Here is a 23,197-nt window from a genome sequence, read left to right as displayed (position 1 = left end):
GGGTGATCAGAGCGAGATCTTTCCCTGACGATGCAGCGTCTGGATGCGGTCGGCGGTGCGCAGGGCAATGGCGGTGATGGTCAGTGAGGGGTTGACGCCCCCTGTGGTCGGGAAAATCGACCCGTCGCAGATCCACAGATTAGGGACATCCCAGCTGCGACAATCGGCATCTACGACCGAGGTTTCTGCCGAAAACCCCATCCGCGCCGTTCCCGCCAGATGGTTGGTATCGTTTTCCTGACGCCAGATATCCTGTGCGCCAATGAGTTCGAGTGAGCGCTGCATTTCGCCCAGAGCGTGCTGGATCATGACCTTGTCATTATCCTGCCAGCCATAGGTGATACGTGTGATGGGCAGGCCATACTGGTCTTTCTCATCAGCCAGCGTCACGTGGTTATTCATGCTGGGGAGCATTTCCCCTACCATCTTGAGGCCGACCTGATGGTTGTAATCCATCATTTTCTGGCGCAGCGCCTCGCCCCATAGCCCGCGCGATGAGGACACGGCAGAGGACCATTCCAGCGGCAGGGGACCCTGGGCCATCCAGCAATACCCGCCAAAGAAATCCTTCTTGTCCTCATAGTTCCAGTGCTCGGTGATGGTGAGAGAGGGCGGCCCCTTGTTCCAGCGCACCGTCTCTCTCATCTTGCCATAAACAGCCTGATTGGACTGCACCATGAGGTTGCGCCCCACATAACCCGACCGATTGCCGAGCCCTTGCGGAAAGCGGTCTGTGGCCGAGTTGAGCAATAGCCGCGGCGTCTCGATGGCATAACCGGCAACGATGACCTGTTTCGCCTTCTGGAAATGCCACGTCCCTTCGCGATGATAATGCACACCGGTCGCGACACCCTGCGCGTTGGTCTCGATACGTCCCACCATGGCAAGATCACGTATCTCGGCACCGGCCTTCAGGGCACGGGGAATATAGGTTACAAGCTGGCTCTGCTTGGCGTTGGTCGAGCACCCGACACGACAGAAGCCACGATAGACGCAAGAGGGGGAGTCGCCGCGCGGTGCCGAAACCGTGGCGAGAGGCGTTTCAGACCATTGATAGCCCATTGCCTCGGCACCACGCGCCAGCCACTCTGCCGCGCCGCCAATTTCATGCGCACGATAGGGATAGCGTGGCCGTTTTGGCCCCCATGGGTAGGAAATCGGCCCGGCAATGGCGAGGTCGCGTTCAGCCTTGTCGTAATACGACCACATCTCGCGCCAATCGAGCGGCCAGTCGACCGCATAGCCCAGCTTGGTGCGTGACTGGAACCATTCGGGCCTGAAGCGTAATGAAACCATAGCGAAATGGACTGTTGAGCCGCCAACAGCCTTTCCGCTGTTATTGCTGCCCATCTTGATCGGATTTGCCCCGTCGATCAGCCGTTCATCGGTCCAGTAAAGCTGGCTCTGACTGGTCTCGTCAGAGGCAAAATCCTCAAGCGGCCTGAAGTACGCACCTGCATCGAACCCGATGACTGAATAACCCATCTCAGCCAGACGGGCGATGAGGGGACCGCCACCCGCCCCGGTGCCAATCACCACGAAATCCACCGGTTCATTCTGCGCATAGTCGCGCATGGGCACCCATTCGCCCTTGCGAAAGACATCCGGAGCGCGGCCATTGATGGCGCGCGGTGTGAGCAAGGGATTATCGGACATGACGGTTTTCCTTGCGCACTTTCTCGACCGTTTCGGGCGTGGCTTCGATCGCCTCCCAAGGGTCGCGGCGGTCATTCTGCATACGGACGTAGCCCCGTGGGCTTGCTGGACCCCCAAACCCGATCTCGCTCCAGGCGGTGGGATGGGCGTAATAGGCGGAGAGGATGTCGGTCAGTACATGCCCATTGAAGAAAAGCTGCATCTGCTCAGCGCTCCACCCGGCATGGCCCAGACGACCGGCTCCGGCTTCGCGCATCAGGTTTTCCTGATCGGCGGCGGATAGACGGTGGAATGAGGCGTCGTGGCGTGCGCGGGCTTCGGCTTCGAATACCGCCAGGCCGCTCTTCCATGTTTCGCGCTGGGGGGGCAGGGCTGCATCGCGAAAACCGGGGCGCTCATCCTTCAGCAGCTTCTGGTCAACATAGGCAGCAAGCGGAACGGGCGGGCGGTCATTCGGCTGGGGCATAACCCTGTCGCAAAGGGCGCAAAGCGTCAGCCATTCCGCCTGCTCCAGAAAGCGCGCCTCACGTGGTACAGCGAGGCGCTCGTCAATCACGCGGCGCGTTGCATCGTTCCACGAAGGACCGAGACGCTTATTCAGCACATCATAACCCGGATAGCGCTCAGACATCGCGGTCATCCTCCATCAGATCGAGCGCGGCCAGCCCGGCGAGGGCCAGTCCGGTGAAGGCGGGCGGGGCCGGAATAGGGGGGCCATTGAGCAGGTTCTGCTGGATGTTGCGCCAGCCATCCATGTCACGCCCAACTCCGATCGTATGAAAAACGGTGCCGGACACCCCCATGATGGCGGTAGCGCGCAGCCACCAGCGTGTCAGGCGGCGGTCCGTCCGGGCATCGCCCAGCGCGGCATGGGTGATGGCCACGGCAGCGGCAGGCGGCATGGCAACAGGCAGGACCATGAACGGGTCGTGGAAACTGCCGCGGAAATGGAGCAACCCGGCCTCACCCGTTGTGCCGACCATGCCAGCGCCGGTAACCGCGCCGATGACGCGCCCCGCGGGCAGGCCGAACAGTTTTGGCACGTCGCCCGGTTTTGTCTCGCGCACTCGTTCAGAAAAAAAACCGAGAAGGCCAGAGAGCCCTATGGCCATGGGCGCACCGAGCGGTGCCCCGTAAAAAAGGTTTTGCCAGATGAATCGTCCCGGTTTCTGGACGACATTCCAGATGTGAAACCCAGTGCCTACCAACCCCACGAGCCCTGTCAGAGCATAAACTCCGTCACGGACCAGATGCGCATGAGCGCGTCTATCCGCCGTGCCATGCGCCGAGACAGCGAGGGCGAGGGCCGAAGTAACAAGGGGGGTGTACATCGCCTTGTTCGCAAAATCGCCCCGGTAGTGCTCGACGGCACTGTCGAAAAGAACCGAAGCGGCCAGCGTGCCAGCGGAACGGTTGAGGCGTCTCGCAGCGAGATTGGCGCGATCCGCCGAGGGAGGCGGCTCTGCCGCAAGGGCAGGGAGGGCGGATTTCCGGCTTATGCGCCCGCCCCGCGTTGCGGCAGCGAAGGCCGCCGCTGTGAGCGCGCCGGTCAGGCCGAGGGCCCAGCCAACCGCGCCACGCGGGCCACTATAACGCGGCACTCAGGATTTCTTCGAAGGGAGGAACGTGGCCAGCATTTCCTTCGCTGACCCGCGGATCACATCGAGCAGTTCCGGTTCGGTCGGCAGGGAAGAGAGGAAAGCCTTGGCCTGTTGCAGGGTGATGTGCGGCGGCAGGGGCGGCACGTCGGGATCGGTGCGGGCTTCCAGGATAACAGGTCGATCTGCGTTCAGGGCCTCTTCCCATGCACCGGCAATCTGATCGGGGTGATCGACCAGAATACCCTTGAGGTCGAGCAATTCGGCGTATTTGTGATACGGGAAATCGGGAATGGATTGCGTGGCGGTCGTCTTGCCCTCGCCAAGCTGGACGCGCTCTTCCCATGTCACCTGATTGAGGTCCTGGTTGTTAAGCACGAGAACGATCAGTTTAGGATTTTCCCATTGCTTCCAGTATTTGGAGATCGTGATCATCACGTTCAGGCCATTCATCTGCATCGCCCCGTCGCCCATGCAGGCAATGACGGTCCGTTCAGGAAAGGCCATTTTCGCGGCGACCGCATAAGGTGTGCCAGCCCCAAGCGAGGCAAGGCCGCCCGAGAGCGAGGCCTTCATGCCACGACGGATTTTCAGATCCCGCGCAAACCAGTTGGCGACCGAGCCTGAATCGGCGGTGATGATCGCGTTTTCAGGCAAACGGGGTGACAGTTCCCAGAACACACGCTGCGGGTTGATCGGGTTGGCATCCGTCATGGCGCGGGCTTCGAGAACCTTCCACCACGTCTCGACTTCCTTCTCGATTTTTTCGCGCCAGCTTCGGTCGCTCTTGCGCTGCAAAAGCGGAATCAGGGCGCGCAGTGTTGCGGCGCTGTCGCCTTGCAGGCAGACCTCCATCGGGTAGCGCAGAGAGAGGTTGGAGCCGTTGATATCGATCTGCACGCCGCGTGCCTGACCCGGATTGGGCAGGAACTTGCTATACGGATAGGCCGAGCCTACCATCAGGAAGGTGTCACATTCCTTCATCAGATCCCAGGACGGTTTGGTGCCGAGCAGGCCGAGTGAGCCAGTCACATAGGGCAGTTCGTCTGGCACAGCGGCCTTGCCCAGAAGCGCCTTGGCAATACCGGCGCCCAGCAGGTCGGCGATCGCAATCAGCTCATCTGTCGCTTCCAGCGCGCCTGCGCCGGCCAGAATGGCGACTTTCTTGCCTGAATTCAGAATTTCCGCGGCGGCCTGCAGGCCATGCATCTCCGGCACGGGGCTGATGACTGTCTCGCCAATGCCGGTATGGGTAAAGCCATGCGCGACAGGCGCTTCCTTGTAAGGCAGCTCCTGCAGGTCGTTGGGGACAATCACGATGGTGGGGGCACGTTTGTCACGAGCGATGCGCACGGCGCGATCGATGGCGTGCCTCATCTGCGAAGGTTCGGTAACGGTAACGATGTATTCCGAGCCGACATCCTTGCAGAGCGACTGCAGATCGACTTCCTGCTGATAATTCGACCCGATACAGGTGCGCGCCTGCTGGCCCATAATGGCGACGACACCCACATGATCGAGCTTGGCGTCGTAAAGTCCGTTGAGCAGGTGAATGGCACCCGGCCCGGAGGTGGCGAAACAAAGCCCGACCTGACCTGTGAACTTGGCATGGGCGGAAGCCATGAACGCGGCCATTTCCTCATGGCGCACCTGAACATATTCCACACGCCCGGCATCGATCTCGCGCTGAAGCGCCACATCAATCCCGCCTGCACCATCGCCGGGATATCCATAGGCCCTTTTCAGGCCCCATTCCTGAAGGCGTTTCCACATGAATTCGCTGACATTCATGGACATGGCTCTGATGCTCCGGCGATTGGCTGTGTGCCAGAGCAACGTCGCGTCAAGCGGGAATGTTCATTTTCATACTTTGTAAAATTATTTTATATTCATGAACCGGAATGATCAGAATTCGCTGTTTCCTGCGTTATCCGATGCTGAAAACGGGATGAACCGGGATAGGATCAGCGTGGTGCGCGAGATGTCACTTTAACGTGACGACGCTGCAAAAGCGCCAGAAGCCTCCGGCCCCGTTCCTGCTCCATTGCCATCGTATCCGCATGAACCTTCGGGAGATCTTTTCATGTCCATCACGGCCAAACGGCGTTTGAAAGATATCTATCAGCTTACCGATTTCGAGAAGGCCGTTAAACGCTATCTGCCCAAGGCTGTGTATGAGTATGTGCGCAATGGCGCCGGGTCGGAGATAACCCTTCGCCGCAACAGGGCCGTCTTCCAGCGCTATTTGTGGCGGCCCTATCGCCTGCGCGATGTGTCCTGTCTCAACACTAAAATTACCCTTCTGGGTGAGACCTATGACCAGCCTTTCGGGTTCGCCCCGACGGGTGGTGCCGCCATGACCCGTTATGACGCAGACCGGATCGAGGCATCGACCGCGCGTCGCCATAACCTTTTCTATGCGCTCTCGGCCAATTCGCTTACACCTCTTGAAGAGATCATACGCATCAATCCCAAGGCCTGGTTTGCGGCCTATCTGCCCAGCGATATGGGCATCATCGATGGGATGATCGATCGTGTGCAGGAGGCGGGCTATCCCGTCCTTCTCATTACCTGTGACGTGCCTGTTCCTGCACAACGTATCGCCGAGACACGGGCAGGCTATTCCATGCCAATCCGGCCCAATCTGCGCGCTACACTCGGTGGCATGGCGCATCCCGGTTGGACCTTCGGCACGTTGGGCCGCACGATCCTGCGCGATCGCAACCCGAAGATCGTGAACATCCGCCCTCAGGGTGGGCCAGGCCTCTTCTCCAATGAGATCGCCGCTGTCGGCGGGTCGCCTCACTTCACCTGGGACCATATCCGCCACATCCGGTCGCGATGGAAAGGCAAGCTCGTGCTCAAGGGGCTGCTGCGTCCGGAGGATATTGCCGAAGCGGCCCGGATCGGGGCCGATGCGGTTGGCATTTCCGATCACGGTGCCCGTCTGCTCGATTCTACCATCGCTCCGCTTGAGGCTCTTGGCGAAATCAGGCAGGCCGCGGGCGATATGGCCGTGATTGTTGATAGCGGCTTTCGTTGTGGCGGTGATGTGCTCAAGGCCCTCACGCTTGGCGCCGACGCGGTCATGCTTGGGCGTCCGTTCCTTCAGGCCTGTGCGCTGGCGGGCAGTGCCGGGCTCGACAAGGCCATTTCCATTCTCAGCACCGAAATCAGCCGGGATCTGGCCCTGCTGGGTGTCACGGGTCTGGAGTCCCTTAAGGAGGATTTGCTCAAGGATCTGGGCGATGTCCGTTTTGCCGAACAGGCAACGGAAAAAACCTGACCGATTGGGCAGAGGGGGTATCGGAACGCGGGGCAGCTTGTGTCATGATCGCGCCCACCTCCCACCCCTGGCGTGAAAGACTGGGCTATGAATGCGACCGAACGCGGCATACGTGAGCAGTTCTCCTTCTGGCGGGCGCTGTCGTCTCCCGGTTCTTCGCCCGAGCCCGGTTTTGCCCATGTGGTGATTGGCTGTGGCACTTCGGTGCATATCGCTGACAGCATTGCCTGCGCGCTGAACGAGGCCGGGTTTGCCGCGCGCGCGGTGCCGGGCAATGAGTGGACGCGTCGTGCCTCATCCTATGTACCGGCCGGGACACCCACCCGCATGCTGGCGCTGTCGCGCAGTGGTGAGTCGACCGAGACCGTGGCAGCCGCCGCGGCAGGGCTCAGGGCAGGGCTCGATGTTCTGGGCGTTACCTGTGCGCCCGGCAGCGCCCTGACGCGCGTTTCGAGCGAATCCTTCGAGGCTGAGACCCACCCCGAGGAAGGGATCGTGATGACCGCCTCGGCCAGTCTGATGCTGATGACGGGCCTGCGCTATGCCGGGCTGTCCATTACGCCTGACACGATCGTCGCTGCCGAGGCCCTGCTGGAGGCTTCCGACCCGCATCTCGTTTCACTGATTCAGGGGCGCTCGCATTTCGTGTTTCTTGGCGGCGGCGCGTATTATGGCGTAGCCCGTGAGGGGGCGCTGAAGATGCAGGAAATGAGCCTTAGCCAGAGCGAGGCGCATCATCCGCTCGAATATCGTCATGGCCCGACCAGCCTGATCGATGAACATTCCTTCGTGGTCATGCTCTATCATCCTGATACCCGCGAAGAGGAAGAGCAGGTAGCGCGTGAGGTGATGGAGAAGGGGGCGGTCGTGCTTGGGCTTGGCGGTCTGGGTACGATTTCTCTCCCTGTGGGCGGCGATCATGGCGCGGGACCGCTGGTATGTCTGCCAGTGCTGCAACTTCTGGGCGAGTACGTGGCGCGCGCCAACGGGCTCGACACGCTGGCGCCGCGTCATCTGACCAAGGTCGTCACATTCGACGCCTGACCGGTTAATCCCGGGCAAGGTGCTCTTGGCCGGTGTTGCATCCGATGGGGCAGCCATCGAGCTACAGGTGGGGTCGTGCCTCGGGTGTGTCTGACACCGATGGCACGAGCCTATGGCAACCCGGACGGTCGCCAGACGCTGGGAGCGAGGAAAATCGAATTCCTCGCCCAGACCTGCCGGAGCCGATCGATGCGCGCACCCATCGCCTACCACCCCGACATCGAGAAAGGCTCGACAGATGAAGGGGCCACTCACGAGCAACTGCGTCGGACATTCCGGCGCATCATTACGGCGACGCATCGTGATATCGGCACGGCTTCGCGCGGGGTTCATGCCAAGAGCCATGCCCTGCTTGAAGGGACATTGCATGTGGCGGCCAATCTTCCGCCGGAGCTTGCACAAGGGCTTTTTGCGACACCCGGTGCCTATCGCCTGACGGCACGGCTTTCAGCCATACCCGGCGATCCGCTGCGCGATGCCGTTTCAGGTCCACGTGGCTTTGCCCTGAAAATTCATGACGTGCCCGGTCCGCTGCTGGAAGACAACAAGGGGGTGGCGGTACAGGACTTCCTGTTTGCCAACGGTGCCGTTTTCGGGGCACCCGATGCCAGGGGATTTCTTAAGAATCTGCGCGTGCTGGCGCTGACAACCGATCGGGCAGAGGGCGCCAAAGCGTGGCTTTCGCGCACGCTGCGCCTGATACAGCGTTTATTGACGCGCTTTGCCAGACCCAGTGCCACGCTTGCTGCGCTGGGTGGATTCACACCCACTCATCCGCTGGGCGACCGGTTTTACTCGCAGGTGCCGGTGCGTTTTGGTGATTATGTCGCGAAGCTCGATCTCGTACCTGAGTCAGAGAGCTTTCGTCGGCTGACAGGCCGCTTCATCGATATCGATCATGATCCGGTTGCGATACGCCGGGCGATCAGGCGCGTCATGGCGCAGGAAGGTGGGCGCTTCAGCCTGCGTGCGCAGTTGTGCCGTGATGAAGAGCAGCAACCTATCGAGAATGCCGCAACAGAATGGAGCGAGGCTCTCAGCCCTTTCCACACTGTGGCAACGCTCGAACTCCCGCCACAGGATAGCTGGAACGAGGCGCGATCATACCAGATTGATGAATGTCTCTCGTTTTCACCCTGGCATGGGCTCGAGGCGCACAGACCGCTTGGCAATATCATGCGCGCCCGACGCGCGGCCTATCCGTTCTCCGCGGGGTTGAGGTCCAGGCTAAACGGATGCCCTATGAAATTCTTGCCGTGATAGATGGCTGATTACACGCGTGTAGTCGAAACGTGCGTTAGGTGAGACTTTGTGCGGGCGATAGTGGAGTCTGTCTGGTATAAGTGCTTTGGTTATTGTGCTACTGATTTTTAAGACAAAACATTTCTTTCGTTTGATTGCAAAAAGTTCACTTTGTCATAAAACAGTCATTCAACTGACTTATTGGGTCGTCTATAGCATCGCGCATACGGTCCAGAGGTAAAGTCAGTCAAATTCATGCGCGCGCGTTCCCTTACTTCCCTGCTGCTTTTATGCGGCGTTGTCATGCCGGAAACCGGTTTTGCCGCGGGGCAATCAGATGACATTGCCGCCCTGCGCCGTGAAATGCTTGAAATGCGGGCGCAGATGCAGGGGCAGATCAGCGATCTGCGTCGGGAACTGGCGAAGGAACGCACGCTGCGCCGTCAGTCGGAGCTTGCGCAAAACAAGGCGGTGTCTAACCATCATGGTCATGTCACCGGCGTTGTTGGAACAGCCAGCACTCATGATGTCGCTGATGCGCGACCGGGTTTGCATGCGAAATCCACCGGACCGCAGCGCATCGGGCCTCATGACGATGCGTCTCGTGTTCTCACCGCATCAGCCCGGGGGGGTGGCGCTGTCTCGCAAACCGCTAGGGAAGGGCAAACCTCGGCGTCTCCTTTCAGCCCGGGGAGCGGGGCGGTAGGGCAGGGCATTGCATCGCCGGGCACTGCATCGACCGGCCCTGCATCGCCTGCTCAGGCGACCGGTGCAGGTGGGGGAGGCATACAGTTGGCCTTGGCCCGGTCACGCGGGGAGGGTAAGCCCTCTGACCCACAGGTAGCTTATGATACCCATCTGATTCCGCCGCCCGATCATGGTCTGAACATGTCATTGGCCGATTTCCGCCGGGCCACGAAATCTGCTGAAACGGTCGATATCGGGGGGATACGTATTGGCTTTCCTGCCGGACGTCCGACTATTGCATCCAGTGACGGGCTCTATGCCTTTTCGGTGGGGCTGGTCATGCATCTGGATATTGGCGGTTTTCCGTCAACGGGCGGTACGGCGCAGGGTCAGACCGGTCGTTTCCCCAAAATGAACGAAAATGCCCGTCGTCTGCGTCTGCCGCTGACATGGCGTTATGGCAATCTTCTGGCCAACCTTACGCCAGAATGGGGGCGCACGGTCGACGGGACGGCTGGGCTCTATGAGGCCAATATGGTCTATAGTGGTATTCACAATTCGCAGTTCACTCTCGGCTATTATCAGCCGCGCGTGACGATGCAGGATTCAGAATCGTCCAACGGCTTTATTTTGATGGAGCGTGCCTCGATTTCAGAAGTGGTGCGTCTGATTGCTGCGGGCGATACCCGCATGAGCCTTGGTGGGCGCACGCATGAAAAGCGCTGGTATCTCGGCGCTTATCTGACGGGTCAGACCTATGGTGATCGCACCAATGACCCCACAGTGTCCGACAGCCAGATGGGTGGTTTGCTGCGTGTGGCGGGTCGCCCGGTGGCAACACCCAATGTCGATCTTCACCTTGGCATGTCCTCCACCATGTCTTTCAAACGCAACCAGACATCGCAAGGACGTGTCCTCTCGCTCAGCGATCGTCCTGAGACACGCCTGACCAACGAGCGCCTCGTTTCTACCGGGACCATCGCCGATATCGGCAAGGTCTGGGCGATCGGCCCGGAAATTGCCCTGCGCTACAAGGCCGCGCTCATCCAGGCGGAATATTATCATATCGGTGTCGACCGTACCGCGGCTGCAAGGGTCAAGGGTCCCGCGCCCAATCTTGGCTTTGACGGCTATTACGTGGCGGGCAGCTACACCCTGTTCGGACAGCCGCGGCGCTACAGCCCTAAGGATGCCGCGTTTTCGTCGCCCGCCCCGAAAGAGGATTTCGATATCTGGAACAACAAATGGGGCGCGCTCGAAGTGGTCGGACGCTGGAGTGTGCTCGACTTCAACAGCAATCTGCGCGGCGATACGCCTGCCTCGGTGACGGGCGGGGTGCGCGGTGGCACGCAGACCGTCTGGTCGGGCGGGCTGAACTGGTACATCAACCGGCATTATCGCATCCAGCTTCAATACAGTCACATCGATGCCACGCGCTCCCAGACGGTCGGCACGGTCAATAACAAGGGCCGTTCGATCAATGCGCTGGGCAGCCGTATTCAGGCTGCCTTCTGAACCTGTTGACCGGCTCGGGACGACCCGGCGGGAAGGGCAGCCCCTTTGTTCAGGCGGTCTTCAGCGTTGGGGCAGCGTACTTGCGATGCGGTCAGCCAGTTGCTCGAACAGTTTCTGCAGCAGGGCCGCCTTGGCCGCATCATCGGCCACACTGCCCTGCACGCTGAGACTGGCACGGCCCTGACGCGCCGGGCGGGCGTCGTCGCTAGGCAGATCGCTCCATGAGGCAAGCAGAATAGCCTGACCCTGCTTGGTCAGATCCATACGCTCAATGGTGATGCTCAGGCGTGACTCAGGGGTTTCCAGCGGCGAATGGGCGGTGATCGTGCGTTGCGGCCAGTCCTGCGAAAGGCGCGCCACGATCAGATCGGTCGCTGATTGTGACAGGCGACTGGCCCATCGTCCGTTGCTGCTGCGTATCAATCGGCTACCATCTCGGGCAAGGATATCCTGTGTATCCAGATAGTCCGGCATGACGATACGCGGAACATAGACCACCGCCGTTCCCGTGCCTGCCGGTATGGCCGTGCCCGGATCCGGGGCAATTGTATAGAACTGTACGGGCGCCGAGGCACAGGCCGTCAGCAGGCCCAGAGCGATGGCTGGAATAAGCTGGCGCGTTTTCATTGGCGGCGTCCTGTCAGCAGAAGTTGCGGGTTGCGCTCCACATCATTGGCAAAGCCGCGCAGTGCCGCAGCCGCCGAGGCAATATCGCGCAAGCTGGCATCCAGATTGGCGCGATCGATCGAGCGGGGTGAGGTCAGGCCTTGCAGGTTCGACAGTGTCTTGTTGGCGGTCACCATGGTTTCGCGGCTGTTTTGCAGCAGCAGACGCAATTCCTGCCCGCGAGCCGTCAATTGATCGGACCCGGTCGTGGCCAGCCGATCCACGCTGGCCAGGGTACGCAGCAATTGCGGCTGAACGGCTGTGATCATGTCATGTGCCGCATCGAGTGTCGCGCGTGTGCTCTGCGAGGTCTGTTGAAGGTTGTCGGCAAGGGCCGGCAGGCGCTCATCAAGCGTCTCTGCCAGATGGTGCATGATGGCGATTGTCGCAGCGGCATCATCGCTGAGCTTGCGCAGAGGCAGGTGAGTGATGGTGTTGGTAATGGCCTGAATGGACGATTGGCGCGTCGGGATCTCGGTCTCGTTCGTGAGTTCGGGATGCAGGATTGCCGGCGTATCGGGCGAGATATCCAGATCGATCTGCGACGTGCCCGTGACGAAGCTCTTGAGGTTCATCTCACCCCGCAGACCATGATCGACGAGGCTTTTCAGGCTCGGAAGATGGCCATGCTTCTGCCCGGCCACCAGAATATCGTCGCGTCGCAGCGTGACATAGACCGGGATATAGGCCTCGCGATTTTTCGGGTCGTATTCGATGGCAATGCGATCGACTGCGCCGACCTGAACACCACGGAAATTGACCGGCGCACCCACAGAAAGACCGTTGGTTGACCCACGAAAGATCAGGACTGCCCGATCTGTATGGGTGAACGGATGGAAATTGCCGAAAAAGACAAAGGCCGCCACCATGAGGGCCATACCACCCAGCACGAATGCGCCGACAAGGGCTTGCCTGTTCATGAGGGGGATCCTTCTTCGTTGCGTTGCCGGTTCATGAAAGCATGAACCTGACTGTCGTCGCAGTGATCGCGCAGAAAGCGCGGCGAGCCGTGGGCGATGGGTCTTTTGGTGATGGCATCGAGAAAAATGCCATCGTCTGCGATACTGAACAGACTGGGCAGTTCATGGCTCACGATGACGATGGTCGCGCCCAGACCGTCACGCAGATTAAGGATGAGGTCATCCAGACGCGCTGAAGTGATCGGGTCGAGCCCTGCAGAGGGCTCGTCGAAAAACAGGATATCGGGGTCCAGGGCCAGAGCGCGCGCAAGACCAGCGCGCTTGCGCATGCCGCCGCTGATTTCCGACGGTGCCAGATCGATGGCGTCAAGCAGGCCCACCAGAGCGAGTTTGAGCTCCACCAGCCGTCTGATGGCCTTGGCATCGAGAGACGTGAACATCTGCAGGGGCAGGGCGACATTCTCGCCCAAAGTCATGGAGCTCCATAGGGCACCGCTCTGGAACAGCACCCCAAAGCGGTGATTGATCTGCGTGCGATCGGCATCCGTGCCTTTCCAGTAATCACGTTCACCAACCATAAAGCGGCCCGTCGTGGGACGCAGCAGGCCGATCATGCTTTTGAGCAGGGTGGATTTGCCGCAGCCCGAGCCCCCCATCACCGCGAAAATGCTGCCCCGCCGTACTGATAGATCGATATGCGACTGAATGACCTTGGGGCCGAAAGCGAGGGTTGCGTCCTGCATTGTCAGGATGGCGGACGCGCGGGGTTGTGTGTCTGTCTCGTGGCTCATGGCTCAGACCCCCAGACTATTGGCGAGGACAGCAAAGATGGCATCAAGCGCAATGACCCCGACAATGCCAATCACCACGGCTCGTGTAGCGGCAATGCCGACATCAGCCGCCGAGCGCCCTGCCTTGAGACCGATGCGGCAGCTCGTCAGCCCGATGAACGCGCCAAACACGATGCTCTTGATGAAGCCGAAAATGAACTGGCCGATGCCAAAGGCAATGACGGTCTGATGAAAATAGCCAAGGCTCGTGATGTCGAGCATGGATATGGCCACCACATAACCGCCCAGCATGCCTATCAGACAGCCATAGAGATAGAGAAACGGCATGGTGACCACAAGTGAGAGCACGGCGGGCAGGATGAGGTAGGAAGAAACCGAAATGCCGAAAACCTTCAGCGCATCGATTTCCTCATTGCCCTGCATGGTGGATATGCGTGCGGCATAGGCCCCGCCTGTGCGCCCGGCCATGATGATGGCCGTCATGACCGCTGCCATTTCGCGGACGGTCGCAATGCCGACCAGACTGGCGACATAGATACCCGCGGCGAATTTCTGCAGCTGCACGGCACCGACGAAGGCCAGAATGGCACCCACAAGAAAATTGACCACACCGACGATCAGCAGGGCTGACGGGCCAGCATTGAACAGATCGGAAAACAGGTCACTACGCCGCAGGCCAACACGCCGGAACAGCGAGCGGAACGCCGCCAGCGCCGTGCGTGAGGCCATGCCAGCCACGATTCCCGTCTCGGCGAACACATCAATCGCCCTGCTCCCGACATGTTCGAGAAAGGGCTGGCGGGGTTTTCTCTCCGGGGTCGCGGGGCCAGCCTGATCAGGAAGCAAATCAAGCAATTGCTGCATCGGATGTGGCAGGGGCGTGGTGTCGAACATGCGCTGTGATGCATCGCACAGGCGGCGCACGTCCCACAGAAACGCGATCAGTCCGGTATCCCAGCCCGTGACGCCAGAGACATCGCAGGCCAGTATGGTGGCCTTGCCCATTGGTGCGAGTGCCTCAACCGTGCAAACCGGCAACGCTGAATCATGGCTGAGCCAGGATCCGGTCAGGACGAGTCGTGCTGGGAGAGATGCCGTGTCCCGCGTCATGCGATCAGGGGGCGGGATGATCTCGAACCGGCCGGTTGGCGTCGTCCCAGCCGTGTCGGCCGTTGGACGCGTGTTCAGGACAGGCGATGTTTGGGGGGTGTCGGGGGTGTGACGCATCAGGCCGTCACGCTGTCCGGTTGTCTAGACAGGAGGCGTCTTGTCGGGGCCGTACCGGAGGCTTTTGGTTTGCTGCCATCATAAGGGTGTATTGTGAGGGCAAGACTGCGCCCGCGCAAGAACAGCGGGCTCCACCCGGGGGCAGGCTGCCCGATATGTGATCACTGCAGACCGTTCCGGGCGGCGGCAGTCGGGTCGCTTTCTTGCCCCGACATCCCGGTCCGGGCCAATCGATCAGTGTTCCTCCATATAGAATTCCACAGGAACGGTAAGGCTCAGTGTGGCACCCGGTATGGTGTCGGGCGGGGCAGGCAGAGGTTCGGCGCGCCGGACAAGTGCGAGGGTCTCGTCATCCAGCAGGGCATAGCCGGTCGGTCTGACGAGACTGGCCGAGAGCACATGGCCTTTGCGGTCCATCGTAAAGCGCAGCATCACCGTTCCTTCCTGATGCTCGGCCTGTGCCTGTGCCGGATAGCGCTTGAAGCGTTCAAGCCGCGCCAGAAGGCTGCCCTGCCAGCTTGCCTTGGCCTGCGACATTTCCCGCGCCGAAGGCGCGCCCTTGGCGCTGGTGGCCGATACGGTTGATGGGGGCGCATCCGAGGGTGGGGGTGCGGTATTCGCTGTTGACTGCGTTGGTACGAGTGGAGCGACGTGGCGCGGTACGGGCGGTGTGGGCGTCACCTTGCGGCGCACCGGCGGCACCTTGATCCTGGCAGGCACCGGCACGGGCGGCAGGGGGGCGGGCGACGGAGGGGCCATGATTTCGGGAGGTTTTTCAGGCGCGGGCAGTTCCGGCGTGGCGACCTGAGGCGGCCCGGGCGGCCGCTCCTGGGGCGGTGAAGGAATACTGGCGGGCTCGGGTGCAAGATCGATGGCGATCGCAGCAGGCGGGGGCGCGTAGGGAAGGGGCGGGGTTGCGCGTAGCGTCGAGGCTGCCCAGACCCCGAGACCCGTCACGGCAAGGATGGCGAGTGCGGAGCAGCCACCAAGACGCCTTTGCCTCTGCCCCTCAAGCTTCTGATGAAGCTGGTAGACAGCGCGAAAGGACAGCATGTCTCCTGCTGCGGGTGAAGCCGCTGCCGGGGTGGCTGGCGCCGTGCGATAACGCCTTGCGGTCACGGTTCGTCGCCCTCCTCCTGACCTTGCAGATTGACGAGCGCCACCTTCAGGAACCCTGCCTTGCGCAGCAGATCCATGGTTTTCATCAGCGTCTCGTAATCCACGGTCTTGTCTGCGCGCAGGAAGATGCGCTCATCCTTGTGGCCATTCGTCAGGGTCATGAGACGCAGGGGGAGTGCCTCATTGCTGATATCGTCCTCACCCAGAGCCAGGGATTTGTCGGCTTTCACCGTGACGAAGATCGGATTGGCCGGACGCGGGGCAGGTTTCTGGGTTGAGGAGGGCAGATCCACCGGAACGTTGACCGTGCTCAGCGGTGCCGTCACCATGAAGATAACTAGAAGCACGAGCATGACATCGATCAGCGGTGTCACGTTCAGCTCATGGGCATCGAGCGCCGTGTCGTCGGCATGACGCATACGCAACGCCATGATCAGCGTCCGACCTGCTCGGCACGCGGTGTGGCAAAGCGCAGCACCTGCCCACCGCCACCCTGCACATGCAGGCGGCTCAGGTCGCGTGAGACGAGACGCAGAATAAGCGCTGTGAGATCACCCACCTGCGCCTTGCAGCCAAGGCACTGTCGCGACAGGAAATTATAGATCACGACGGCTGGAATGGCCGCCACGAGCCCCAGCGCAGTGGCAAGCAGGGCCTCGGCAATGCCGGGGGCAACCACAGCAAGGCTCGTGGCCTTCGTGGCGGCAATACCGGTGAACGAGGTCATGATGCCCCATACCGTGCCGAAAAGCCCGATAAACGGCGATGTCGCGCCGATGGTGGCCAGAATTCCCGTGCCGCGCATGAGGCGGCGCCCTTCTGCCGCTTCCAGACGCTCGAGATGCAGCATGATGCGCTCTTTGAGTCCTTCGCGGTCTTCCAGCACATCGGCAGAGCGTGTCCATTCATTGGAGGCTGCGAGCAGCAGGGCGCGGACAATGCCGATATCGGGGCAAAGCGACTGGGACTCGGCAAGCGAGGCTGCGTTTTCCAGCTTCAGTTCGGCCTGCGACAGCGCACGCCTGACGCGCATGACCTCAACGACCTTGGCGACAAACACCGCCCAGCTGATCACGCAAGCCACGATCAGCAGCATCATGACAAAGCGCACGACGGGGCCGGCACCGAGGAACATTTCCCACGGGGTGAAGGGAAGTGAGGCGAGGTCGCCAGCGGGCGCAGCCATGGGGCTCTCCTGTCATTCTGAGGGGCGGTCACCCATCCGGGGACATTTTGCTCTTGTTACGGGGTGTAACCATCCGCTGAGTACCTGTTAATCAGATTCATTCTCAATTACAAGAAAACGATTGCACAGGAGAGCGCCCATGCTGGTTCACATTCCCAATGTCCTGACACCTGAAGAGCTGCGTCATTGCCGTCAGATGCTTGAGCAGGCGTCGTGGCTGGACGGCAAGGTGACCGCCGGGCAGCAATCGGCAAAAGCCAAGCACAACCTTCAGGTGCCTCAGGATTGCGAGGCCTCGCGCGAACTGGGCGAGATCGTGTTGCGGGCGCTGGGACGAAACCCCGTGTTCAATAGTGCCGCCCTGCCGCTGCGCGTCTTCCCGCCGCTCTTCAACCGCTACGATGTGGGCATGAAATTCGGCGCCCATGTCGATAACGCCATACGCCCCATCCCTGAGAGCGGCTTCAGAATCCGGACCGATGTGTCCTCAACGCTCTTCATCACCGGGCCGGATGAATATGACGGGGGTGAACTGGTGATTCAGGACACTTATGGTGAGCAGCGTGTCAAACTGCCCGCTGGTGACATGGTGCTGTATCCGTCTACCAGCCTGCATCGCGTGAGTGAGGTGACACGCGGCTCACGCTGGGCCTCGTTTTTCTGGAGCCAGTCCATGGTGCGCGACGATACGAAGCGTGCCCTTCTGTACGACTTCGACCGTTCGATCATCGAGACCCGGAAGGCACTCCCCGATGATCATCCGGGTGTACTCGGGCTGACCTCGACCTATCACAACCTGTTGCGTCAGTGGGCGGAGCTCTGAGCGCCCCTCCGTTCGCGCTTCCGCCTTGCTGGAGTAAATGAAGGGGGGGGTGCTTTGCCAGCGAGGCTGACGCCCTGACTGCTTCATTTGTCCCGGCGGCAATTGAGCCGTGATATTCAGGACTGGCCCCATGATGGCACTTGCCGTTATGTCCGGGGTTCCGGTCTCCTGAATCCGAGTGTGCCATGTCGCCCCGTTTTTCCCCTCGCTGGCAACGTCGCCTGCTAGTGGGAGCCCCGTTCTGCGCGGTTCTGCTGCCCATGCCGTTTCTTTATGGGGCTTCATGGCGCCTGCTTGGTGTGCCGGTGGTCCTGTGGTGGCTGTTTGCCTGTCTGCCGTTCACGACGTTCTGCCTTGCCGTTGCGGCCGGGTCTTCGGGGCCGATCGCTGAACACGCGCCACCTGTCGAAAGGGCGGGACGTTGAAGCTGGCGGGTTTCATTGTTGTCCTTCTGCTCGCTCTGGGTCTGGCCTGCGCGCCGCTGAGGGGCCGTATCTTCCGTGACCCTCGCGCCTTTTTTGCCGCACGAGGTCAGTTCGGCGTTGCGCTCTTCTTTCTGCTTTCACTGGGCGAGACCTACTCGATTGGTTCGGTTCTGGGCTTTCCCGGAGGTATTGCCGCAAGCGGTTCCATCGACGTGGCACTGTGGTTTGTCGGGTATATCCTGCTCGCCTTCCCGGTCGGGATGGTGCTGTATCCACGGTTATGGCAGGTAGGAAACCGCTTGGGCGCCATAACCCTGCCAGACCTTCTGGGGGGGTATTTCCAGAGTACGCTTGTCGGGCGGGTAACAGGTCTTGTGCTCGTGATTCTGATGCTTCCGCTGGGGACCATGCAGTTTATAGGGCTGGATGCGGTATTCTCGACCCTCGCCCTACCAATTTCCCCTGTCATGCTCAGTGCGTTCGCAGCATTGCTGGCGTTCCTTTTTGTGGCGGGTGCCGGATTGCGCGGGGCGGCGCTGAGTGCGGCTCTGAAGGACGGTCTGATTCTCCTTTCCATCGTCTGTGTGGCGTTTGCAGCCCTTGTGGCCTGGCCCCACCAGGCGACGCGTCCTCTTGCCGTGGCGCTGCGTGGTGCCAGTCCGCATCCTTTTTCTGCCTGTGTAATGATCATGAGCACGATCGTGACGCAGGCTTTCGGCTTTTGCATCGCGCCTCAAACCGCGGCGGCCGTCTTTTCCGCCCGTGATCCGCAAACCATTAGACGCGCCCAGATCTGGATGCCGCTCTATATGGTGTTGTTTCCCCTGCTGGTTGTCATTGCCTGTTACGGCCTGACGCATCCCGTATTCATGGGAAAGCCCGATTCAGTTTTTCTCTCTGTAGCGTCGCATCTGTTGCCAGGTTGGGGTGTCGGAATCGTATCAGGCGCGGTGGCCCTGACTGCACTGGTCTGGCTTGGGGCCGTATGCCTCAGTCTCGCTGCCATCGTGACGGGCAGTTTCATGCCGCATCTAGGGGCTTCCTCGCGCAAGCGCACAGGGCTGGGGGTTATTGCGCTCTATCTCGGTCTTTCGGTCCTGACGGCCGCCATGCACACCGCGCTGATCGTGACGCTCAATCGGCTTTTCTATGTAGGCCTGGCGCAATTGCTTCCTGCCGTACTGATCTGCGTGATGGGGTATCGGGTTTCGCCCGGCCGGTTAGTTGCTGCGTTGGCTCTGGGCCTGCTGTCAGGCGGGGTTGTTTTTGGGTTGGGCTGGACACCCTTCGGGCTGAGCCCTGCATTGCCTGGCTTGCTGGTCAACGTCGCAGTGCTGTTTCAGGCAGGAATGCTGCGCAGGGAACCTCTTGCAGTCTGGACGCAAGGTGAGGAGCACGGTTCCTCTCAGTCGTGATGGCAGTTCATGATGCATCGGGGCATTGATCGCATCAGGTATCCCATCTGGCTCTATCTTGCCTGGAGAGTGAGCTACCCGTCTGCCTCGCGGGGGTGCATCAGATGGCCAGCATAGGTCTGGCAAGAGTGAAGGATGAGAGAGGGCGCTTAGTCGAATGATAGCCTGATCGAATCAGCTGCGTGTACCTGTCCGATAAAGCTGCCTGTCTTATGTGAAAAAACAAGGATGAATCCTGTCGTATCATGGCCATTGGAAGGCTGGGCGGTCTAAACGACACAAAACATCACACTTGTGCAGTTTGCTTGGGCGCAGTTCCCTGCCTGCTTATCCTGCCGTTTGAGCAAAATCGATAAACAACATATTGATACCATTATATATTATATCATTTTTCGAGATCGAACGTTGCCGGAAATTCAATCTGGATCGCCCCAGTCCCACATAATAGGTAACGAATATAACTCTCGTTAGTGTGATTTCGTTCATAACTGCTGTTATGGTTATGGTTCTTGGGCACTTAGGGTGTTTTCCCGGCACACAGTATGGGGCCCATTATGGTTCATTCAATCGTTCACGCAGCGCATACCGGCCATGGTGATGGCGCTTCGTCCCAGTCTTCCGCAGCACGGCCCAAGCTGGACCGCATCTTCAACGATCCCGATGGTGTGGTCGAAGACGGGGTGCGCGGCGCACTTCTTGCCCATCCCGACATCATTGTCGAAACGGCTAATCCGCGTGTCGTCAAGCGCGCCAAGACCACGGGCCGTCGCAAGGTCGGCGTGATCACGGGTGGCGGTTCGGGTCATGAGCCGGCTTTCCTTGGCTATGTCGGTACGGGCCTTCTGGACTCGGTTGCCATTGGCGAAATCTTTTCTTCTCCGACGGCTGTGAGCTTCCTCGATGCCATGAAGGAAGCCGATATGGGCGCTGGCGTTGCCTGTCTGTTTGGCAACTACGCGGGTGATACGATGAATGTCCGTATGGCGGCGCGTGATGCGCAGCAGGCTGGCATCAAGGTCGAAACCGTAGTCGCTACCGATGACGTCGCTTCGGCTCCGGCAAGTGAGGCAGAGCGTCGCCGTGGTGTCGCTGGCGAAATCCTGATGTGGAAAGCCGCCGGCGCACGCGCTGAAGAAGGTGGCTCGCTGGATGAGGTGATTGCCGTGGCGCGCAAGGCCATTGACAATACACGCTCCATCGGTGTCGGCCTCACGCCCTGCACCATTGTCGCCAACGGTCATCCGAATTTCTCGATCGAACTCGGCACCATGGAAGTCGGTATCGGTCATCATGGCGAGCCCGGCGTGTCGGTTCAGGAGCTCGGCCGCTCGCGCGATATCGCCAAGCTGATGCTTGAGCACATCCTGCCCGACCTGCCCTTCACCAGGGGCGACCGCGTGACGGTGCTGCTCTCGGGTCTGGGTGCCACCCCGATCATCGAACTCTATGTGCTTTACGCTGACGTTGCCGATCTCCTGAAGGAGAAGGGCATTGAGGTGGCGCATCGCTTCGTTGGCAATCTCTTCACCTCGCTCGAGATGAAGGGCGCCACCCTGACGATCATGAAGACCGATGAAGAGCTGGACCGCCTTATGGCTGCGCCCGCCGAATCCATCGGTCTGGTGCGCGTCGGCGCCGGTGCGGCACAGGTTCAGGCTGCTGAAGCGCCGACGGCCAAGGCCGACCCGGTCGAAGCACTGGTCAAGACCGCGACGGGCGAGAAATACGTGCCCAAGAGCGGTATTCCCGTTGCCGAAACCACGAAGGTCATCCCGGCCTTGGTCGATGCCATCGTCAAGGCACGTGACTGGCTGAGCGAGATCGACGGCAAGATCGGCGATGGCGATCACGGCATCAACATGGCCAAGGGCTTTGCCCGTTGCGGTGATGCGCTGGGTGCCAACCCACCGGTCATGGAAAAAGGCCTCGATGCCCTGTCAGACTCCTTGATGGCCGGTATCGGCGGCTCGATGGGCCCGCTTTATGGCCGTTTCTTTGAAGGCATGGCGATCCCGCTGCGCAATGTCGAATTCCTTGATGGCAAGCTCTTCGCCCAGATGCTTGATGGAGCGCTGGCCGGAATCAACAGCCTTGGCAATGCCCGCGTGGGTGACAAGACCCTCGTCGATACGCTGCAACCTTCGGTTGAAGCCTTCCACAAGGCACTGGATGACGGAAAGTCGTTCGAGCAGGCCCTGATTGCAATGTCGGAAGCGGCAGAACGCGGTCGTGACTCCACGATTGATCTGGTGGCCCGTATCGGCCGCGCCAGCCGACTGGGCGAGCGGTCACGCGGCGTGCTCGATGCCGGTGCAACCTCCTGCTGCCTGATCCTTCAGACAATCGCCAAGGAGCTCGTGGCTCCGGCGCGCAACCACAACGCCTGATACGCCACGAACCGAAAGACCAAGACCATGAACAAGATTGTTACGCCAGATCTGGGTGCCCTGCAGAAAGAAGCAGCCAGCGTCGCCCTGCCGGAAAAGATGATGGCCGTCGTCGCCTACGAACCCGGCGATTATCGCTGGGAAGAAGTGGATGTGCCCCGTGCCGGTCCCGATGACATCATCATTGAGGTCGAGACCGTTGGCATCTGCGCCGGTGACATCAAGTGCTTCCTGGGCGCCCCTTCCTTCTGGGGCGACAAGGAACAGCCCCGCTACGTCAAGCCGCCGATGATCCCGGGCCACGAATTCATCGGGCGCGCTGTCGAAATCGGCGAAAACCTGCGCGGGCAGTACAAGGTGGGTGACCGCCTGATCAGCGAGCAGATCGTCCCTTGCGACGATTGCCGCTACTGCAAGGGCGGTCAGTACTGGATGTGCGAGCGTCACGACCTGTACGGTTTCCAGAACAACACCAACGGCGCCATGGCGAAGTACATGCGCTTCCCCAAGACGTCGCGCACCCATCGCGTTCCGGAGGACATGCCTGCCGAGGCGGCTGCCCTGATCGAGCCCTATGCCTGCTCCGTTCACGCTGTGAACCGTGCGAACATCCAGCTTGATGACGTGGTGGTTCTGGCCGGTGCGGGTACGCTGGGTCTGGGCATGGTGGGCGCTGCCCGCCTGAAGAACCCGAGCAAGCTGATCGTGCTCGACACCAAGCAGGATCGTCTGGATCTGGCCAAGAAGTTCGGCGCAGATATCGTGATGAACCCGCTTGAAGAAGACGTGGTGGCGAAGGTCAAGGAACTGACTGGCGGTTATGGCTGCGACGTGTATATCGAAGCAACCGGCCATCCCTCGAGCGTTCGTCAGGGCCTGCACATGATCCGCAAGCTCGGCCGCTTCGTCGAGTTCAGCGTGTTCGGCGATGAAGTGACCTGCGACTGGTCGATCATTTCCGACCGCAAGGAACTGGACGTACTCGGCGCGCATCTGGGCCCGTATTGCTACCCCTTCACCATTGCCGCCATTGCCGATGGTCGTCTGCCGGTCGAGGGTGTGGTGACCCACTCCCTGCCGCTGGACCAGTGGAAGGAAGGCTTCGACCTGATGAAGAAGGGCGACAAGTCCATCAAGACGGTCCTGATCCCATAAGATCAAGCCTGTTTCAGGTGAGAAAGGCGGTTCCGAAAGGAGCCGCCTTTTCTGT

20 protein-coding genes are annotated in these 23,197 nt (G+C 60.5%); 9 read left to right on the top strand and 11 right to left on the bottom strand.

The window, feature by feature from the left end; translation table 11 throughout:
* Nucleotides 1–6 precede the first annotated feature (6 nt).
* Genes ACWNRM_RS06780 through ACWNRM_RS06765 form a run of 4 tightly spaced genes read right to left on the bottom strand, consistent with a single transcriptional unit; the run spans nt 7 to nt 5,045 of the window.
* The gene (locus ACWNRM_RS06780) at nt 7–1,656 is read right to left on the bottom strand and encodes a GMC family oxidoreductase (protein WP_485170157.1); all 1,650 of its coding nucleotides are present in this window, start codon (nt 1,654–1,656) and stop codon (nt 7–9) included.
* On the bottom strand, nt 1,646–2,287 hold the full coding sequence (locus ACWNRM_RS06775; protein ID WP_485170158.1) for a gluconate 2-dehydrogenase subunit 3 family protein: 642 nt from the start codon (nt 2,285–2,287) through the stop codon (nt 1,646–1,648). The genes ACWNRM_RS06780 and ACWNRM_RS06775 overlap by 11 nt, the downstream gene beginning before the upstream one ends.
* Nucleotides 2,280–3,257, bottom strand: coding sequence for a hypothetical protein (locus ACWNRM_RS06770; RefSeq protein WP_485170159.1), 978 nt, complete (start codon nt 3,255–3,257; stop codon nt 2,280–2,282). Before ACWNRM_RS06770 ends, ACWNRM_RS06775 begins: the two co-directional genes overlap by 8 nt.
* On the bottom strand, nt 3,258–5,045 hold the full coding sequence (locus ACWNRM_RS06765) for a thiamine pyrophosphate-requiring protein (protein ID WP_485170201.1): 1,788 nt from the start codon (nt 5,043–5,045) through the stop codon (nt 3,258–3,260).
* Nucleotides 5,046–5,337: 292 nt separating this feature from the next.
* Here ACWNRM_RS06765 and ACWNRM_RS06760 point away from each other — a divergent pair, with 292 nt between their 5' ends.
* The 4 genes from ACWNRM_RS06760 (at nt 5,338) to ACWNRM_RS06745 (ending at nt 11,028) form a co-directional block, all read left to right on the top strand.
* A complete protein-coding gene (locus tag ACWNRM_RS06760; protein WP_485170160.1) occupies nt 5,338–6,540 on the top strand; it encodes an alpha-hydroxy acid oxidase in 1,203 nt (400 codons plus the stop codon).
* Between the two features lie 87 nt (nt 6,541–6,627).
* Nucleotides 6,628–7,584, top strand: a complete 957-nt coding sequence (locus ACWNRM_RS06755) for an SIS domain-containing protein (protein ID WP_166928690.1) — start codon at nt 6,628–6,630, stop codon at nt 7,582–7,584.
* 189 nt (nt 7,585–7,773) lie between these two features.
* Entirely contained in the window at nt 7,774–8,844 is a 1,071-nt protein-coding gene (locus tag ACWNRM_RS06750; protein ID WP_485172180.1) for a catalase family protein, read from the top strand.
* 237 nt (nt 8,845–9,081) lie between these two features.
* A complete protein-coding gene (locus tag ACWNRM_RS06745; RefSeq protein ID WP_485170162.1) occupies nt 9,082–11,028 on the top strand; it encodes an OprO/OprP family phosphate-selective porin in 1,947 nt (648 codons plus the stop codon).
* 60 nt (nt 11,029–11,088) lie between these two features.
* On the opposite strand, the gene ACWNRM_RS06740 is transcribed toward ACWNRM_RS06745, so the two are convergent.
* From ACWNRM_RS06740 to exbB, 7 genes are all read right to left on the bottom strand, one after another.
* Nucleotides 11,089–11,655, bottom strand: coding sequence for a PqiC family protein (locus ACWNRM_RS06740; RefSeq protein WP_485170163.1), 567 nt, complete (start codon nt 11,653–11,655; stop codon nt 11,089–11,091).
* Nucleotides 11,652–12,614 (bottom strand): MlaD family protein, encoded by a 963-nt coding sequence (locus ACWNRM_RS06735; RefSeq protein ID WP_485170164.1) that lies wholly within the window; start codon nt 12,612–12,614, stop codon nt 11,652–11,654. Before ACWNRM_RS06735 ends, ACWNRM_RS06740 begins: the two co-directional genes overlap by 4 nt.
* Nucleotides 12,611–13,405 carry an ABC transporter ATP-binding protein gene (locus tag ACWNRM_RS06730; RefSeq protein ID WP_485170165.1) on the bottom strand — a complete coding sequence of 265 codons (795 nt, stop codon included), beginning with the start codon at nt 13,403–13,405 and terminating at the stop codon, nt 12,611–12,613. The genes ACWNRM_RS06735 and ACWNRM_RS06730 overlap by 4 nt, the downstream gene beginning before the upstream one ends.
* A 3-nt stretch (nt 13,406–13,408) precedes the next feature.
* On the bottom strand, nt 13,409–14,515 hold the full coding sequence (locus ACWNRM_RS06725; RefSeq protein WP_485170202.1) for an MlaE family ABC transporter permease: 1,107 nt from the start codon (nt 14,513–14,515) through the stop codon (nt 13,409–13,411).
* Nucleotides 14,516–14,866: 351 nt separating this feature from the next.
* Nucleotides 14,867–15,751 (bottom strand): energy transducer TonB, encoded by an 885-nt coding sequence (locus tag ACWNRM_RS06720; RefSeq protein WP_485170166.1) that lies wholly within the window; start codon nt 15,749–15,751, stop codon nt 14,867–14,869.
* Entirely contained in the window at nt 15,748–16,182 is a 435-nt protein-coding gene (gene exbD / locus ACWNRM_RS06715) for a TonB system transport protein ExbD (RefSeq protein WP_062165137.1), read from the bottom strand. Before exbD ends, ACWNRM_RS06720 begins: the two co-directional genes overlap by 4 nt.
* A gap of 2 nt (nt 16,183–16,184) precedes the next feature.
* On the bottom strand, nt 16,185–16,937 hold the full coding sequence (gene exbB, locus ACWNRM_RS06710) for a tonB-system energizer ExbB (RefSeq protein WP_485170167.1): 753 nt from the start codon (nt 16,935–16,937) through the stop codon (nt 16,185–16,187).
* Between the two features lie 139 nt (nt 16,938–17,076).
* Here exbB and ACWNRM_RS06705 point away from each other — a divergent pair, with 139 nt between their 5' ends.
* The 5 genes from ACWNRM_RS06705 to ACWNRM_RS06685 all read left to right on the top strand — a co-directional run bounded on the left by ACWNRM_RS06705 (nt 17,077) and on the right by ACWNRM_RS06685 (nt 23,142).
* Nucleotides 17,077–17,760, top strand: coding sequence for a Fe2+-dependent dioxygenase (locus ACWNRM_RS06705; protein WP_485170168.1), 684 nt, complete (start codon nt 17,077–17,079; stop codon nt 17,758–17,760).
* 185 nt (nt 17,761–17,945) lie between these two features.
* Nucleotides 17,946–18,185, top strand: a complete 240-nt coding sequence (locus ACWNRM_RS06700) for a hypothetical protein (protein ID WP_485170169.1) — start codon at nt 17,946–17,948, stop codon at nt 18,183–18,185.
* Entirely contained in the window at nt 18,182–19,600 is a 1,419-nt protein-coding gene (locus ACWNRM_RS06695; RefSeq protein WP_485170170.1) for a hypothetical protein, read from the top strand. Before ACWNRM_RS06700 ends, ACWNRM_RS06695 begins: the two co-directional genes overlap by 4 nt.
* Nucleotides 19,601–20,154: 554 nt before the next feature.
* On the top strand, nt 20,155–21,987 hold the full coding sequence (dhaL, locus tag ACWNRM_RS06690; protein ID WP_485170171.1) for a dihydroxyacetone kinase subunit DhaL: 1,833 nt from the start codon (nt 20,155–20,157) through the stop codon (nt 21,985–21,987).
* Nucleotides 21,988–22,014: 27 nt separating this feature from the next.
* Nucleotides 22,015–23,142 (top strand): MDR/zinc-dependent alcohol dehydrogenase-like family protein, encoded by a 1,128-nt coding sequence (locus ACWNRM_RS06685; protein ID WP_062165129.1) that lies wholly within the window; start codon nt 22,015–22,017, stop codon nt 23,140–23,142.
* Nucleotides 23,143–23,197 lie beyond the last annotated feature (55 nt).

The sequence above is a fragment of the Asaia sp. A2 genome, assembly GCF_057319415.1.
This window is presented reverse-complemented; position numbering and strand designations above follow the sequence as displayed.

Bases quoted from the DNA above. Each gene is read 5' to 3' on its own strand.
- ACWNRM_RS06780 (WP_485170157.1), bottom strand. From the start codon at position 1,656: ATGTCCGATAATCCCTTGCTCACACCGCGCGCCATCAATGGCCGCGCT.
- ACWNRM_RS06775 (WP_485170158.1), bottom strand. From the start codon at position 2,287: ATGTCTGAGCGCTATCCGGGTTATGATGTGCTGAATAAGCGTCTCGGT.
- ACWNRM_RS06765 (WP_485170201.1), bottom strand. From the start codon at position 5,045: ATGAATGTCAGCGAATTCATGTGGAAACGCCTTCAGGAATGGGGCCTG.
- ACWNRM_RS06760 (WP_485170160.1), top strand. From the start codon at position 5,338: ATGTCCATCACGGCCAAACGGCGTTTGAAAGATATCTATCAGCTTACC.
- ACWNRM_RS06755 (WP_166928690.1), top strand. From the start codon at position 6,628: ATGAATGCGACCGAACGCGGCATACGTGAGCAGTTCTCCTTCTGGCGG.
- ACWNRM_RS06750 (WP_485172180.1), top strand. From the start codon at position 7,774: ATGCGCGCACCCATCGCCTACCACCCCGACATCGAGAAAGGCTCGACA.
- ACWNRM_RS06745 (WP_485170162.1), top strand. From the start codon at position 9,082: ATGCGCGCGCGTTCCCTTACTTCCCTGCTGCTTTTATGCGGCGTTGTC.
- ACWNRM_RS06740 (WP_485170163.1), bottom strand. From the start codon at position 11,655: ATGAAAACGCGCCAGCTTATTCCAGCCATCGCTCTGGGCCTGCTGACG.
- ACWNRM_RS06735 (WP_485170164.1), bottom strand. From the start codon at position 12,614: ATGAACAGGCAAGCCCTTGTCGGCGCATTCGTGCTGGGTGGTATGGCC.
- ACWNRM_RS06730 (WP_485170165.1), bottom strand. From the start codon at position 13,405: ATGAGCCACGAGACAGACACACAACCCCGCGCGTCCGCCATCCTGACA.
- ACWNRM_RS06725 (WP_485170202.1), bottom strand. From the start codon at position 14,515: ATGACGCGGGACACGGCATCTCTCCCAGCACGACTCGTCCTGACCGGA.
- exbD (WP_062165137.1), bottom strand. From the start codon at position 16,182: ATGGCGTTGCGTATGCGTCATGCCGACGACACGGCGCTCGATGCCCAT.
- exbB (WP_485170167.1), bottom strand. From the start codon at position 16,937: ATGGCTGCGCCCGCTGGCGACCTCGCCTCACTTCCCTTCACCCCGTGG.
- ACWNRM_RS06705 (WP_485170168.1), top strand. From the start codon at position 17,077: ATGCTGGTTCACATTCCCAATGTCCTGACACCTGAAGAGCTGCGTCAT.
- ACWNRM_RS06700 (WP_485170169.1), top strand. From the start codon at position 17,946: ATGTCGCCCCGTTTTTCCCCTCGCTGGCAACGTCGCCTGCTAGTGGGA.
- dhaL (WP_485170171.1), top strand. From the start codon at position 20,155: ATGGTTCATTCAATCGTTCACGCAGCGCATACCGGCCATGGTGATGGC.
- ACWNRM_RS06685 (WP_062165129.1), top strand. From the start codon at position 22,015: ATGAACAAGATTGTTACGCCAGATCTGGGTGCCCTGCAGAAAGAAGCA.